The organism is Pseudoalteromonas sp. 20-92 (assembly GCF_030847595.1).
Lineage (GTDB): Bacteria > Pseudomonadota > Gammaproteobacteria > Enterobacterales > Alteromonadaceae > Pseudoalteromonas > Pseudoalteromonas fuliginea.
The window spans coordinates 299409-314468 of sequence record NZ_JANJGQ010000001.1 but is presented as its reverse complement, the minus strand read 5'-3'; the positions used below and the strand labels follow the sequence as shown (position 1 = coordinate 314468).

Sequence of the window (15060 nt, the reverse complement as noted above, 5' to 3'; positions counted from 1 at the left end):
CTCTTTAATAAATAACTACTTGTTCACCCAATCTAAGTGATTAGCCTTAAAAATCTCTACACCTTTTCTGCGGACTCGCTCTATCCAATCTTCCGCTTTATTTACGCCCACATTAAAATGCTCCACTGCTGCTTTTTGCAGTACTCGGTGCTCATTCTGTATTGTGGTTGGCATTAGGGCTGCGTCATCCGTATTGATACATACTGTAATTGACCCTTTTCTCAAGCCAAAGCGATTGTACTTTTCACCCTGCTTAAGCCAATCTTGTTCTGGTGGGTCCCATCTAAAAATCGGATGCTCATGATAGTGTTCAAATCGGCCAATATAAATATTTGAGGTTGGGCAAGCTTCAATAATTATGCCTTTAGCTGCATAATACTCCATAGACCAGTCTTGAATAGCTTCATATAAATCAAGTTCAGGAAGGGAAATAGAATCAAACAAGCGACCGTCGGCATAGCCAAATGTGTCTACCTTTGCATCACAAAAACAATCTATGCTGACAATTTTTTCGCGTTTTAAAAAGTAATCCCTATCTAAATTACCCTGTAAATATTTTTCCCATAGCTTAACTTTCTTACTGGTAATATTATTTTTACTAAAGTCATTACTATCAATCACCCATCCGCTATAAATAGCGTCATCTTCTACAATATCAGTCAAATTAAACTTTGTACGTTCATAAACTTTTAAATGAAGCGGGCAATTGCGTCTTAATAACCATGCGTCATACAAGCGCTTGGGAGTTTGGGACTCTCCAAATAAAAATTCACTCCAATATTGAATTTTCTCTTGTAGAAGTGGTAAAACACCAATTAAACTTGGAACTGATTGAATCACAGTTAACGCTTTATGGTAGCACCACACCAAATTATCTAAATGATCTCCAACTGTTAAATAAGCCGTCTGCTGACGTTTTGCCCACTGCTTAGGCTCTATACCTAACGCTAAACCATGGCCTACCCTGTCACTCTCTTGAAAATCGCAAAATACGACAGCCTCATCTACGGCTCTCATACCCGATAATAAATGGCTAAAATCTTCACCTGCATGCACAGTTATATGCGGCTTAATTTGTCTATTGAAAACAATACCTCGCACAGGATACTTACTATCTCTTAACTTTCTTAATGCTGGTGCAAAAACTTCTATAGGTAAATCATTTTCATTACCAGCCACATCATAGCCTCTTATAGCCTTACGCAGATCAACCATCACATCTGATTTATTGAATAAAGCACTAAATGTTGTGATTTCTTGCTGAGAAAAGGTAATTGAATGCGTGAAATCTTGTAATAAGTTAACTTGATTCTTTATTTTAATACGCAGAACTTCTTGCAGTTTGTCTTCGCGTTTGCCACTTCGAGTGAAGTGAACTACAAAGTGAACATTATCTGATAGCGAACTCAGATATAGTTGCTTTAATTTTTTCGCAAAATGCGCCGGAGTTAAACTTGTCTCATTTTTATTAAACAAAAGCGCGGGCCCAAAGCGAAACTCTCTGAATGTTGCTTTATCAATATCACTAATGAGTCGTTGATCATCACCTTGAAACGAGATTGAATTTATTTCTCGACCCTTAAACCTAAAATACTCAACAAACTGAGTGAGTCCAACACCTGCAACAACCATATAGTTGCGCAAAATATTACAGTATCTAATAAGCGGCAGGAGCTCACCTACTACAATTCTTTTATCTACAAGCAACCCTGTTAAATACAATAACCATGCTTTAGGCAAAGGCATACCCTCGCATGTAACTTTACTTATCAGCTGTTGCGATGAAAGTTCATTTGCAGAAAACTCTATCCCTGTAATGGCCTTGTATTCAAACTCTTTTAATGTGGAATTAAAGTTACATTCAAAAGTGATTGGTTTTTCCGAGCTTTCAAAAATTTGGCCCACAAGTTCATCGGCAATGAGAGCACTCTGAATTGCTAAATCATTTTTTTCCAATAATCCACTTTCACAAACGGTATATTCAGGGCGTGTAGGCCAACTAAAATTTTTTCTTGTTTTAGCTCCATATAAACAAAAGCTCAATAAGCTTGGGCTTAAAGAGCCATGCCCTCCGAGATGTACATGGTTATCAGCAACTTGCTTAGCATTTTTAGGTAATGCAAATGGGCATTGATACAATTCAATACAATGTGCGGCCTCGAGTGCGTCAAAATCGTCATCATTTATTAAATCAGCATAAGCTTGGGTAATTACCCAACTACCATCACATAATGACTGTAACTCAAGCCACTGACTTAACTTTTCAGGTTTAACAACAAAACAATTGCCATGCCAACGTAAAAACTCTTTTGCTAGTTCAGTGAGTAGTTTTTTTTCGTTAAAACTTTCTTCCAATAAGCCGTAGCTATTCAACATAGCAGTAACATCATCAGTGCGAAGCTTACGCTGAATATAAGGCTGATAATCTATAACAGCTTTGATAAATTTACTTTGATGCGCTTCTTTAACCCCTAATTTATGTTGCTTACCTTGAATGCTAGAAAATAACAGTCTATCCGACGATAAATAAGCAGTAACTAAAGCTATGTTGTCACCTACTTTAAGCATTTTTAGAATTACCCAGTTTATGCACAGCCTTTAGGAAGTTTCTATCATTTTCTGGTTTGATAAGATTTATCTCTTCACCATTGAAAAAACTATCATCTAACTTTCTTTGAGCTTTAATAACGACATCCCAATGCTCTCTCACTTCGGATGTAATATTACTTCCAGATAGTAGCTTCACTAGCTCTGACTCGATCTTGTTTTGAGAACGATGATTCTTGCCTATTTTCTCTCTTAAAATAGCTACACTTGAAGCTGCATCACCAATATGAAATGCTAATTTACTTTTATCTCCTTTCGCTTCGACTTCAGAAGTGGTTACCTTCTTTTTCTGCGTGTTATTATTACTGAACCTAAGTTGTTTTCCGATAGGTAGCATTGTTAAAACGTTACTTTCAGAATCCATAAATATTGAAAAAACTGGGTGTTCTGAAATCGCGTCGTGTAGATTTAAAGTCTCTAATAACTTTTCTTTTTTTACTATCTCATCTTCATTACAACTTTCAATTTGCTCAGTTAGCTTTTTGAGATTTCGCGTATACGTTCTCTCCGAGTTATTGATTTTTGATGTAGATCTTATGGTCGTTGGTTTAGCCCAAACTAAGACATTTGCTTGTATAGCCTCTCCATAAATTCCAGCTCTTACAATTGAGTTTAGTAAATTGTATTTAAACCTCAGAATCATGTCTGTTAAATTCTCACCGCCTAATCCATTCGATAAATTTCCTTTTATTACATTTAATGCAGTAAATACGCTATTAAATGTATACGATAAAATGGCTATGTAGCGGGCCTTAGAACCACTTAAGCAAATTTGAGAATGCTTTTCTTGCCAGTCAGCGATTAAACTAAACAATATTGCAGCTGATTTACTCGTCGTATCTTCAAGCAGATCATAAAGGTCAAGCTCTGATTCGCCCATAATAGCAATTTTTGTTTCTGCTAATTTAATTAAGCTATAAAAAGGTTTGCGAGAGAGAATTTGATATATACTTTCAACTTGAGACATATCATCTTTTGTTTTTAAAAATGACAAAACTATTAACTCAAAAGCTCTACTAAAGAACACAAATTCCTGCTCATTATTTAGCTTCGAGTATACTTGTGACTCGGTATATATATCTTTTAAAACATTATGAATCGAACAATCAACAGCTTTATAGTCTTCATTTAGCAAAATATCATGTCTCGAACCTTTTATCTTTTTAAGATTTTTTAAGGGCTTTTGTATAGCAACCTTTTCTTCATACCTAAATGTATCTTTTGTTATAAAAAGCTGTGAATAAATAAGCTCAAGCGGAGGCATCGACTGTAAAGACCTATGATTTTGCTTAAACACACTATTAAGTGCTATCAAGTTTTCTTCACTATCAAGCCCTCTACTATTAAGCGATACCTTTTGGCTTTCAAAAGGTTTGAATTCAGCCCAATGATACAAATTACTATCTATTTGTCTCTTAATATTGAATGCTAATAGGTTTGAAATATCAAAATGTGTGTAATTATTATGAAGCACTGTAATTGCAGTTTCTGAAAGCGCCATTACTTCACCGCTTTTCTTTTGCACAGCCCAGTTTTTTAGACGATTATAAAGCGCAATTTCTTCTGCTGTTGTTAAGTCTTCTATATCTAGGTCATTAGGTGTTAGAGTTCTAACCAGCTGGGTAAACTCTCGGGCTGATGAAAGTTCAGGCCAATTTTTACATGCTTCAATGTTATGCCTTAAATAATAAAATTGATTTAATAAACTATCTAAGTAATTAGAATAAGATATTTCTTTGTTACTTGGATACTTTATCATCATTTTAGACAACAACCGTTCTACAGAAAAAAGTGAAATTCTCATAGAAGCTGGGAATACCTTTGTTAAATATGCATCTTTTAACTCTTTACTAAATTGCTTCCCTTGTGCTCTTAAATTGATATCTCTACAGCGATTATCATATGCTTTTTCATCAAAGTGGTTTTGTGTCATATGCTCATAGAGTTTTAATTCGCCACTTACTACTGGAATAATATAGGGACAACCTAAAAAGCGCCGAACATCGTCTACTACTTCAAAGGCTTTATCTAAAGCCATGTCAACATCATCAATTAACACTGCAATTGCTTTACACCCTAAGAGCTCAATTGCCGACTCAACAAAATTATGAAAGTTAGCCTCTAGGTGAATACCAGAGCTGTATTTCAGAATTTTATCTATCCCGATTGAGCCATTAAACTCAGATGTTTTACCCATTGAATCAGCGAGCTTTTTTAAATAACGATGAAATGTATCCCGATCTCTTTTGCTTTTATCATCGCAGCAAGTTAATTTATTAAGCTTTTGGCTTACAGCATCATATATCTGAGCAACAATAACATTAGCAAAGGAGTCATTAGCCATCAGCATAGTGGGATCAATGACTTTTAAAAAGAACAACTCGCTTGTATCTTTCTTACTTTCAGCCCACATAGCTTTACTATTTCGTAGAAATACAGTTTTGCCCGATCCACGTTGGCTTGTTACTAAAATAGCATTATGAGATAGCCAAGTTTCATTTCCATTATCTCTACAAAATTTTTTATTATTACGAAAATGTGCATACTCTTTTGCATCACTAAGAATATTATCTAAATTGAGTACTAATTGCTCTTTTGCATAATCCTGCCAAAGTTCTCCCTTCACCCCATCAGAGTAGTCATCTTTAAATTCTGATTTACCAATATCAAATACGTAATTTTTTGTCATTTTTATTATTTCCTTAATCCTTTAACCCAGCTGAACACACCTTCATGTGCTGCTATGTAATCACCAACAATATCTGCGTGAGTTTCGATTCTATTTTTTGATTCAAGTTCGAATAACTTAGATAAGATGTTTTCTTGCTCGGTATTTATGTATTTACGATCTGTGGGGCGTTTTTTTCCTCGAATACTTAAACGATATTCTCGTGCTAAGATTTCAAGTTGCTCTTTCATTAGGCGGTTTCTGCTCCATGCTCTGGTATAGCCTTTAAGTCGATTAACTAAATAGCTAACAAATAAAATCATACCTGCAATACTGAGAAACAAACTGACAATCAACCTTGAGTAGCCATACTCTAAAACATCAACACCAAATAAGAATGGTGAGTTTAAACCAGCTGATAGCAAGACAATTACAAGCGATACAAACGTAAACCTTTCATTAATCTTTTTCTTAGCTGCAAAATTAGTCACCCTTTTAGTGTATTCAGCGATATAAAAGTCAATTTCATCTATAGCAACATCATCAACTACAGGGTCGTTATTATGTCGTTTATCATTTTTGTTAATAACAGCATCTGTTAACGCCATGCATTTCATCCTAAAAGTAAGTGGTTTTAACCTTTGAAGCAGTAATCGCAACTGAATGCTTTTACATCAAATACCTGCTTGATTCTTAAATCTAAATTATGGAGAGATTTTGGTCTATTTGGGAGTGACATATAATTCCATTTTTTGTAAGACTCAGCTAATCCGTTATTTAACAAATGATATTATATAAATTTAGCTGTTAAGGCAAAAAGGCTTTGAGGTGATTGGCACGATTTATATTGAATAATGCACTTTCTTAATATTAAAAAGTTTAATTAACCTGCCAATTGCAACTGTGTGATATAGATATTTTTGGTTACTATCTAATAAATTAACTATCTAAAGCCGTTAATTTTAAGCCGTCATGCAATATCGTATTATTAACTCCTGAGACTAGAAAACAAATCAATTGCTTTAATTAAATTATAAGCATAAAAAAACCCGCAAATTTGGATTAACAAATTTGCGGGTTTTTTATGGTTTTCGAATAACGAGTTCAAAAACCTTTATTGGTGGAGCTGGGGGGATTTGAACCCCCGTCCGAAAAGCCTCAACCGTCGGTACTACATGTTTAGTATCGTCATTTAATTAACCTTTAAATCTCGGACGAACACGATAGATAAAGGCGAGGCCGCTTAGTTTTAACGCTTCAACCCCGGCCAGGGTTTCCGTCGCGATCAGGTGTTAGGGTGACACTCCAAAATCCAGTCCACAAGAATACATGGAAGGAGCGCTAGCTAGCCTAAGCTGCTAGAGAGTAGTTATCGTCGTTTGCGATTACTTTAGGTTGCGGCTGTTTAACGAGGCAAACCGCACCTCGACATGCACCTTGGGCGTCTTGAATTCCGTCGAATCCTAATCAGCCCCTGAATCAGTAAACTCATTCAGAGCGTGCGAGCAGTATAACTGAGTAAGGCGCTGATACTCAAGAACTAACTCGCTTTTATTTTATCTGTTAGGACTCGCTGACCTTTTAGGTTGAAATTTGTTCTATATAGAGGTGATTTAATTGCGGCGCGAAGTTTGTAGCCTAGTAGTAGGTAGTAGGCTAAGTAAAAATCGAGCAACAATGAGTAAATAGCCCTTGGAGCGAGCCCAAAGGGCAGCGTGTGTTTGGCATTTATGCTACGTTATCGCCTATCTATGGGGAACAACCGCACAGCATAGGCTTTGCCTTGCATAAAAACCAAATACACTTCGGCAAATTTAACTTCAAAAAATAAGCAGGCCCTCATACTAACTGCCTATTAAATAATCATATTTTTATAAATAGCTGCATAGTTAAACAACATTTACTTAACACGAGACTCTAGTTGTGCTCCAATAGAGTGCTGGCTTTTTTGATCGGATTAAAAATGCACCTTAAAGCAATAAAAAATATAACAATTATAATAACAGGCACATTAAGTAGGGAATAAATAAATGTCGGTTTTTTCATTTAATGAAGAAACGGGGTACTTATCTTTAATAGCACACCCTGTTGATAGTGGTTTTCCAATAACTGCAACGCAGTTAATTGAACTGCTAGAACAATCTGACTACTGTGATTTTGACGTTATTTCGGCCAACATTGGTAAACTTTTTTCTCAAAGCAAAGATTATAAAGAAGAGTCGTTAATTATTGCTCAGGCTGTAAATGCAACTGTTGTTATTAATATCGATGAAAAAGGCATGGTAGCAGAAGCAACCATTACCACTACAAAAGGTGGTTTATTATTATCGATGGAAGGTGCGCAAAAAGCACTGGCTGATGCCGGTGTTAAAAAAGGAATAAGCCCTCGCGCGCTTGATTCCTTTTTAGGTCAACAGTTTGAACAACCAGCTGGAAGCTCTTACAGTGCAATAATTGCTCACGGACGTAACCCTAAAGATGGCAAAGATGCTAGATTTGTCCGTTTATGCTCAACAGCCCAAGATCGTGTGCTTAGCCCTCAAGCAACTCAAGGCGGTAAGGTTGATATGAAAAACCTTGGCGCAATCATCACGGTAAAACCAGGTACACCTCTTATGCAGCGCATACCCGCCACTCGCGGTGAAGACGGCTACACTATATTTGGTGAAATTATTCCTGCAACACCAGGAAAAGAACATCAATTACAACCTTTTGAAGGGACTAAAATAGACCCCAACAACCCAGATATACTTATTGCAGATTGTAAAGGTGTACCCGTTGCTTTGCCTCGCGGTATGCGTGTAGATGATGTTTTATGCTTTGATAACATTGATGTAAGTACTGGCCATGTCGATTTTGATGGTAGCGTAATAATCAGCGGTGATATAAAAGACGGTATGCATGTTAAAGCAAACGGCGATATTACCGTTATAGGGTTTGTAGAATCAGGTATTGTTGAGAGCAAAAGTGCTGTAACAATTATGCAGGGGGCTATTGGTCGAAAACGCGAAAACAATGAAGCATTTACATGCCATATTACAGCTTTGCGTACTATTTCAATTGGCTACGCTCAATATTGTAATATAAAAACAGAACAAGATTTATTTATTGAACGCCAAGCACTGCATTGTGATATGAGTGCAAGGCGGTTAATACGCGTTGGTAAAGCAGATAAACCTCGCGGTAAAATTATTGGTGGCAATATTTTAGACGCTATGCGTATTGAAACCGGCGAACTCGGTGCACCAGCGGGAACAAAAACTCGTGTGCTTTTAGCACAAAACTGGTTTGAACTTCGTGACAAGCAGATCCAAATTGCTGATTTTGAAAAAGTGCTTGCAACTAAAGTAACTGCTTTAAAACAAGCTCGTAAAAAAGCGGGACAAGTTGCAGAGCCCACTCAGCGTCAGCAGTTATTGAATAAAATAACCGAAAATGAACAACATATAAAAGCACGTACAGAGCATGTTAATCGTCAAAAATTGTTGATTAAGCGAAAAATCACGCAATTGCTTTCAAGTTGCCGCCTAAAAGTGAATGAGTTAATGCACCCAGGGGTAGAACTTAAAATAGCAAAAGATTCAAAACAGTTTTCGCGTATTTATCCACCCCATTTATTAAAACTAAATGAAGGAAAAATTACTCAGTCATTTTAGTTTCGGTGCCATCTTGTGTATCCACTTCGGCGTCACTATCATCTAGTGGCGCTAACGGCCAACCACCTAGTTGCTGCCAACGATTTACAATTAAACAATACAGCTCAGCGGTACGCTCGGTATCATAAAGTGCTGAATGTGCTTGGCTGTTATCAAATTCAATACCGGCAGCGCGGCATGCTTTAGCCAATACAGTTTGCCCTAACGCAAGTCCTGCAAGAGTGGTTGTATCAAAACTTACAAAGGGATGAAATGGTGTTCGTTTTATATTATTACGCTCTATAGCTGCATTTAAAAAGCCATGATCAAACGCTGCGTTGTGCGCCACAATAACAGAGCGTTGACACCCTGCTGCTTTTTGAGCTTTGCGTACCACTTTGCAAACTTCTTTAATAACGTCTTCTTCTGGCACTGCGCCGCGTAATGGCGAAAAGGGATCGATACCATTAAACTCAATTGCAGCTTGCTCTATGTTTGCGCCTTCAAATGGCTCTACATGAAAGTGCACGGTATGATCTATGCTGAGCAACCCTTCGTCATCCATTTTTAAAACTGAAACGGCAATTTCTAGTAAAGCGTCTGTATTTTTATTGAAGCCCGCTGTTTCAACATCAATTACAACCGGAAAAAAGCCACGAAAGCGTTTTGCGAAAAGTGTTTGCTCAGTATTTGCCATAGTATTCTTGGTTTATAGGTATAAGCCCACTATTATGTCAAAAGTGAGTACCTTTCGGCTAGTGCATTGCTAGATTAATTGCGCCTTAAATTGTAGGCATGTAATTTGCTTTAAAGTTTAAGCTAGCTAGGTGTTATTGACCTTGAAATATAATTACTCTGTATTTTGCCAAATTATTGGCATGAAAGATGTGTTGGAGCATGCCCCATGAAGTTTAAGTTGCTATTAATTAGCCTGAGTATCACCAGCGCACTATGCCATAGTAGTGCCTATGCTGCTATGCGCCAATATACAGCTAATCAAGATAACTCTAACTGGGAAGTGGTTAAAACAACAAGGCTACAATGCCAATTAAATCATGAAGTTCCTTACTATGGAGAGGCTATTTTTAAAGCTTCAGCAAGTAAAAACAAAAATCTCAGCTTTCATTTAGATATGGTTGTCAGGCCTGAAAATTATGACATTGCGGGTTTAAAAGCAGTCCCCCCTACTTGGCGTGCGGGCTTACCTACACGCGATATTGCCAATATGAAGCTACTCAAAAAGTTTGACGGTGAGCTAGACAATAAAACATCATGGGAAATGCTAACCGAACTTGAAAAGGGCTTTTACCCTACCTTTTACTATCAAGACTGGCAAAACAGTGCCGATAAAATTGCCGTTGGTATTTCAAGTGTTAATTTTAAACAGGCGTATTGGGCATTTTTACAGTGTCGAGATGAATTACTCCCTTATAGCTTTGAAGATATTTCATTTACCATTATGAATTATCAATCAAATAGCAGTAAGTTAACTAAATCTTCGCAGCAGCGTTTAGATAAGATTGCCGAGTATTTAAAAAACGACCCGAGTATTGAATCCATTAGCATTGATTCGTATACCGATAGTTATGGTGGACGTTGGAATAACCTTGACCTTTCACGCAAACGTGCAAAATCAATTAAAGATTACATGGTTAGTTTAGGTGTTGATGAAGCAAAAGTGCAAACAACTGGTTTAGGTGAAAAACGCTTTGTGGATACAAACGAAAATATTTTAGGGCGTAATAAAAACCGTCGTTTAGTTATCCAAATAGCTAAAATGTGATCACACTGAGGGCGCTTTTAGTCTTGGGTTTTTAATTTGGTCGATTTCAAAAATTTGTCTCCAAATTGAAAAAAACCTAAACTAATCAAAATAATAACAGCACCTATCAGCAACTCTCGACTAAGCATTTCATTATTTAGCCATGCACCTAACCCTAAAGCAAAACTAGGGGTAATTAAGGTAGTAAGTGCTACTGTACTTGCATTTAAGTTTTGTAAAACATGAAAGTAGGCAAGCGCACCGATCAGTGATCCAAACACGCCTAAATACCCAATAGCCCAAAGTGATTTTGCGCTCCAATTTGCAGTATTCAACTCTCCATCGAGTAACCACCACGCTATAAAAAATAGTGGCGTTACAAACACTAAAGCACCAAAGGTGGTCGCCATTGGGTGAATTGCTATTTGTACTCGTTTTATCATTACCCCACTTAAGCTAAAAAAACACACAGCCATAAACACATAAAGTAAGCCTATACCTTGGGTTTGTGAGTGCTGCACTTGATTGTAACTAACAAAATATAAACCGATTAATGCACATGCCAGTGCCATTAACTTAATTGGGCTAAATTTGGGTTCGTTTAGTAGTTGCTGAGCGAGTAATCCCGACAAAATCGGCGCTAGACCAAACATGAGTGAGATAATTCCTGAGGGAACCGTTTTGGCAGCCATATAGCTAAGTAACATGCCACCAAAAATACCAATGCTCGAATAAAAATAAAGTAAGCACGCATTTTTACTCCAAGGCACTCTAATATTCGTAATAGCAACTATTAAGCCGCCTATAAACAATCCCACAAGCATACGCATGAGGACTGCAAGTGTTGGCGATACGCTTTCGCTGCTCCACACTATCCCTAGCGGCGTTGTCGACCATATGAGAACCATTAAAAAATACGAGGCTTTAACAGGCACGTGCCATCCCTATGCTTTTTATAAATGAATACATTAAAGAATAAATTATACGCTCACTACTGTGTTTTAGTACTTTTTAAACACTAAACGCCTTAATAAATACAGCTGTAAATTGTAAGTTACATTTTAATTGCAGCGTTTTATTATAAAACTATTTGAGTTTTAGATAACTAGTTATATCGTGCATGTATATTAATAATAATTAAGGTAATTAAGTGCTTAAAAATAAAACAATAGGGAGCATGTTAATTGTTGCAGGAACCACTATTGGTGCCGGAATGCTAGCATTACCGATTGCTTCTGCCGGTCTTGGTTTTAATACCGCATTAGTGCTAATAGTCGCGAGCTGGATGTTAATGACTTACACAGCGTTGCTTATGTTAGAGCTTCATCAGTACGCACCACGTGATGCTACCTTAAATACTTTAGCTAAACTTTGGCTTGGAAAACGCGGGCAGTATGTGGCTAATTTTTCAATGGTTTTCTTATTTTATGCACTTTGTGCCGCTTATATTGCAGGTGGCGGAGCACAGCTCCAAGAGCGTATAAATATAGGTTTAAGTGTGAATATAGCACCACAACTTGGTTCAATTGTATTGGCGGTCATAATTGCGAGCGTTGTAACACTAGGCACCAGTAAAGTAGATAAATTAAACAGGGTGTTATTTACAATAAAAATTATTGTACTTGCTAGCTTGTTCTATATGTTAACGCCCTACGTTCAAGGTAAGCACTTATTAGAGATGCCAGTAGAACAAGGCTTAATATTGTCAGCGATCCCCGTTATATTTACCTCATTTGGCTTTCATGGCTCTATTCCTTCTATTGTTAAATACGTAGGCCTTGAAATAAAAGTACTGCGCAAAGTAATGATCGCGGGTGCTGCTCTGCCCTTAGTGATTTATATTTTTTGGCAATTACTGAGCCAAGGTATTATGAGCCAAACTGATTTACTCAACAGCCAAGGCCTTAATGGGTTTGTATCTAGCGTGGCAGGTATTGCGCATAATCCAAGCGTAGCGACCGCCGTTAAGTTATTTGCTGATTTAGCCCTTGCAACATCATTTTTAGGGGTGAGTTTAGGTTTATTCGACTTTTTTGCCGATGCATTTAAAAAAGGTGACAATAAAACAGACCGAATTAAAACAGCCTTAATTACGTTTATGCCGCCACTTGGCTTTGCATTATTCTATCCTCAAGGCTTTATTATGGCTTTAGGTTATGCGGCAATTGCACTTGTTGTTCTTGCTGTATTTTTACCCGTGGCAATGGTTTATAAACAACGCCGCTCTTCTTCAGTCAAAGCGGGTTATAAAGTCCGTAGCGGAAATGTAGGACTTGGAATTGCAGCAGTATGCGGAGTTACTATTATTACTGCGCAGTTTATGCAAATGGCGGGGCTTATTCCTGCTATCGGTTAAAGGTTACTGCTTTTTGTTTAAATTTAGATAATAAAAAACCGCACATCATTATGATGTGCGGTTTTTTATACTAACTGCGTTTATTTACAAACGTCAGCTACAGCATTTGAAAAGTATTCAATATTTGAATGACTAATACCTGCAACATTTACGCGGCTTGAGCCAACAATGTAAATACCGTATTCTTTTTGTAGGCGAGCAATTTGCTCTTTATTAATACCTAAGAAAGAAAACATACCGTTTTGACGTTCAATAAATGAGAAGTCTTGCGCAATATCTTTAGTTGCTAAGCTTTGTTTAATTAAGCTACGTAAACCGTTTATGCGGCTACGCATTTCATCAAGCTCAGAGTGCCATAATTGTGTAAGCTCTGTACTGCTTAAAATAGTATTAACAATATCGGCACCATGCGCTGGCGGCATTGAGTAAATACTACGCACAACGCTTAGCATTACAGAGTTTGAAATATCTGCTGTTGCACTGTCTTTTGCAATTAGTGAACATGCACCAATACGCTCGCGGTATAAGCCAAAGTTTTTAGAACATGAAGAACAAATAATTAGCTCTTCTACTGCATCAGCTAAAATACGTAAACCACGTGCATCTTCTTCAAGTGAAGCACCAAAGCCTTGGTATGCAATATCAACAAGTGGTGTAAAGCCAACTTCTTTTGCAAGTTCAGCAACTGTGTTCCACTGTGTTTCGTTTAAGTCCATACCGCTTGGGTTATGACAACATGCATGCACTAAAACCACATCCCCTTTAGGCACTTGTTTAAGTGTGTTGATCATCTCATCAAACAGTAAGTCTTTGTTTTCGTAATCGTAATACGGGTATTCTTTTACTGTTAAGCCTGCCGCTTCAAACAAGCTAATATGGTTAGCCCATGTTGGATTAGTTACCCAAACAGTCGCGTTAGTATTACAACGCTTAATAAATTCAGCTGCAACGCGAAGTGCACCTGTACCACCAGGAGCTTGCGCGGTACGCACGCGATTTGCTAGTAATACTTGATGCTCACCTAATAGTAACTGCTCCATCTTTTGGCAGTAATCTAAGTTACCCGCTAAACCAATGTAAGATTTGCTCATTTCGTTTTCAAGACGAAACGCTTCAGCTTTTTTAACCGCTTTGAGTACCGGTGTATTGCCTTGCTCATCTTTGTAGACACCTACCCCTAAATCAATTTTATTAGGGTTTGTATCTTGTTTATAGGCCGCCATAAGGCCAAGAATAGGATCTGTTGGTAATGGTTTTAATACTGAGAACATTGGCTATCTCTTATCGTTATTTAGGGGTTAGCTGTTAGCCTAAGCTTAACATAAAAGCACGTCACATTGACTAGTGTTATTTATACTAGAAAGTGAGGAATTTTAATACAACACGCAATTAAAACGGCAAGTGTCTTGTCATCAAAAAAGTCATTTTTAAAGGCTTCTGCATCTATAATACCAACGCATTCATTTTGCGCGTTAAATAGAGGTAAGCAGGTTTCTGATTTAACTTTAGGATCGCATGTGTAGTATTCACCACCTTGTGATAAATACGCCTCGACGTTATTGATAATACGACCATGATGAGATAACGCTACCTGTACATTGTTGCTACCAGCAGCAAAAGCTTCTGTTAATGGAAACAACGGACGACTTGGCACCCCATGATAAGCCAATTTGAGTAATTGCTTACCTTCACTGGTATTGGTTGATTGATAAATACCATACCAGTCGACACCTGTTTGCTGCTCAATATAGCTTACAATACTTTGTAGACTAGCTAGCTTAAACTGTGTTTGCTCATCACTTTTAAGGTAGTCAGTTAATTTGAATGGCTCATCTTGTAGGTAACCAAATAAACTACACGCACCGCCCTCGCCAAGCTCAGGTATTTGATACTCCCAACGCACATCAGGCAAAATTGTGTTTGTAAGATGCAACTCAAGCTTTTCAAGCTCTGTTGAAATCAAAGTAGGATTTGCACTTAGTTGTGCTTGTTTTAGGTAAGAAGAAATCATTTAGCCATCCATACATCTAAA

Annotated in this window: 10 protein-coding genes and 1 other RNA gene; 3 read left to right on the top strand and 8 right to left on the bottom strand. The window is 37.3% G+C overall.

Annotated features, from left to right (window positions below; all coding sequences use genetic code 11):
* Positions 1-15 precede the first annotated feature (15 nt).
* The 4 genes from rdrB to ssrA all read right to left on the bottom strand — a co-directional run bounded on the left by rdrB (position 16) and on the right by ssrA (position 6750).
* A complete protein-coding gene (gene rdrB, locus NRL14_RS01290) occupies positions 16-2568 on the bottom strand; it encodes an antiviral RADAR system adenosine deaminase RdrB (RefSeq protein WP_306723795.1) in 2553 nt (850 codons plus the stop codon).
* Positions 2561-5296, bottom strand: coding sequence for a hypothetical protein (locus tag NRL14_RS01285; RefSeq protein ID WP_306723794.1), 2736 nt, complete (start codon positions 5294-5296; stop codon positions 2561-2563). Before NRL14_RS01285 ends, rdrB begins: the two co-directional genes overlap by 8 nt.
* Positions 5297-5301: 5 nt before the next feature.
* Entirely contained in the window at positions 5302-5883 is a 582-nt protein-coding gene (locus tag NRL14_RS01280; protein ID WP_306723793.1) for a hypothetical protein, read from the bottom strand.
* Between the two features lie 510 nt (positions 5884-6393).
* Positions 6394-6750: a transfer-messenger RNA gene (ssrA, locus tag NRL14_RS01275) on the bottom strand.
* 555 nt (positions 6751-7305) lie between these two features.
* Between ssrA and NRL14_RS01270 the strand changes: the two genes are divergently transcribed.
* Positions 7306-8931 (top strand): DUF342 domain-containing protein, encoded by a 1626-nt coding sequence (locus tag NRL14_RS01270; protein WP_007379024.1) that lies wholly within the window; start codon positions 7306-7308, stop codon positions 8929-8931.
* Here NRL14_RS01270 and rnt read toward each other — a convergent pair.
* The gene (gene rnt, locus NRL14_RS01265) at positions 8915-9607 is read right to left on the bottom strand and encodes a ribonuclease T (protein WP_008137071.1); all 693 of its coding nucleotides are present in this window, start codon (positions 9605-9607) and stop codon (positions 8915-8917) included. The two genes, NRL14_RS01270 and rnt, sit on opposite strands and share 17 nt — an antisense overlap.
* Positions 9608-9814: 207 nt before the next feature.
* Between rnt and NRL14_RS01260 the strand changes: the two genes are divergently transcribed.
* On the top strand, positions 9815-10693 hold the full coding sequence (locus tag NRL14_RS01260; RefSeq protein ID WP_007379022.1) for an OmpA family protein: 879 nt from the start codon (positions 9815-9817) through the stop codon (positions 10691-10693).
* Positions 10694-10710: 17 nt separating this feature from the next.
* Here NRL14_RS01260 and NRL14_RS01255 read toward each other — a convergent pair whose 3' ends face one another.
* Positions 10711-11607 carry a DMT family transporter gene (locus NRL14_RS01255; RefSeq protein ID WP_033031020.1) on the bottom strand — a complete coding sequence of 299 codons (897 nt, stop codon included), beginning with the start codon at positions 11605-11607 and terminating at the stop codon, positions 10711-10713.
* Between the two features lie 215 nt (positions 11608-11822).
* Here NRL14_RS01255 and NRL14_RS01250 point away from each other — a divergent pair, with 215 nt between their 5' ends.
* Positions 11823-13028 (top strand): aromatic amino acid transport family protein, encoded by a 1206-nt coding sequence (locus NRL14_RS01250; RefSeq protein ID WP_149605889.1) that lies wholly within the window; start codon positions 11823-11825, stop codon positions 13026-13028.
* 80 nt (positions 13029-13108) lie between these two features.
* On the opposite strand, the gene NRL14_RS01245 is transcribed toward NRL14_RS01250, so the two are convergent.
* Complete coding sequence (locus NRL14_RS01245) at positions 13109-14299, bottom strand: amino acid aminotransferase (protein WP_306723792.1); 1191 nt, start codon at positions 14297-14299, stop codon at positions 13109-13111.
* An 80-nt stretch (positions 14300-14379) separates the two neighbouring features.
* Positions 14380-15039 (bottom strand): GAF domain-containing protein, encoded by a 660-nt coding sequence (locus NRL14_RS01240; protein WP_008135709.1) that lies wholly within the window; start codon positions 15037-15039, stop codon positions 14380-14382.
* Positions 15040-15060 lie beyond the last annotated feature (21 nt).

Excerpts from the sequence above, each read along its gene's own strand:
- NRL14_RS01285 (WP_306723794.1), bottom strand. The coding sequence starts at position 5,296 with ATGACAAAAAATTACGTATTTGATATTGGTAAATCAGAATTTAAAGAT.
- rnt (WP_008137071.1), bottom strand. The coding sequence starts at position 9,607 with ATGGCAAATACTGAGCAAACACTTTTCGCAAAACGCTTTCGTGGCTTT.
- NRL14_RS01270 (WP_007379024.1), top strand. The coding sequence starts at position 7,306 with ATGTCGGTTTTTTCATTTAATGAAGAAACGGGGTACTTATCTTTAATA.
- NRL14_RS01280 (WP_306723793.1), bottom strand. The coding sequence starts at position 5,883 with ATGGCGTTAACAGATGCTGTTATTAACAAAAATGATAAACGACATAAT.
- NRL14_RS01240 (WP_008135709.1), bottom strand. The coding sequence starts at position 15,039 with ATGATTTCTTCTTACCTAAAACAAGCACAACTAAGTGCAAATCCTACT.
- NRL14_RS01245 (WP_306723792.1), bottom strand. The coding sequence starts at position 14,299 with ATGTTCTCAGTATTAAAACCATTACCAACAGATCCTATTCTTGGCCTT.
- rdrB (WP_306723795.1), bottom strand. The coding sequence starts at position 2,568 with ATGCTTAAAGTAGGTGACAACATAGCTTTAGTTACTGCTTATTTATCG.
- NRL14_RS01260 (WP_007379022.1), top strand. The coding sequence starts at position 9,815 with ATGAAGTTTAAGTTGCTATTAATTAGCCTGAGTATCACCAGCGCACTA.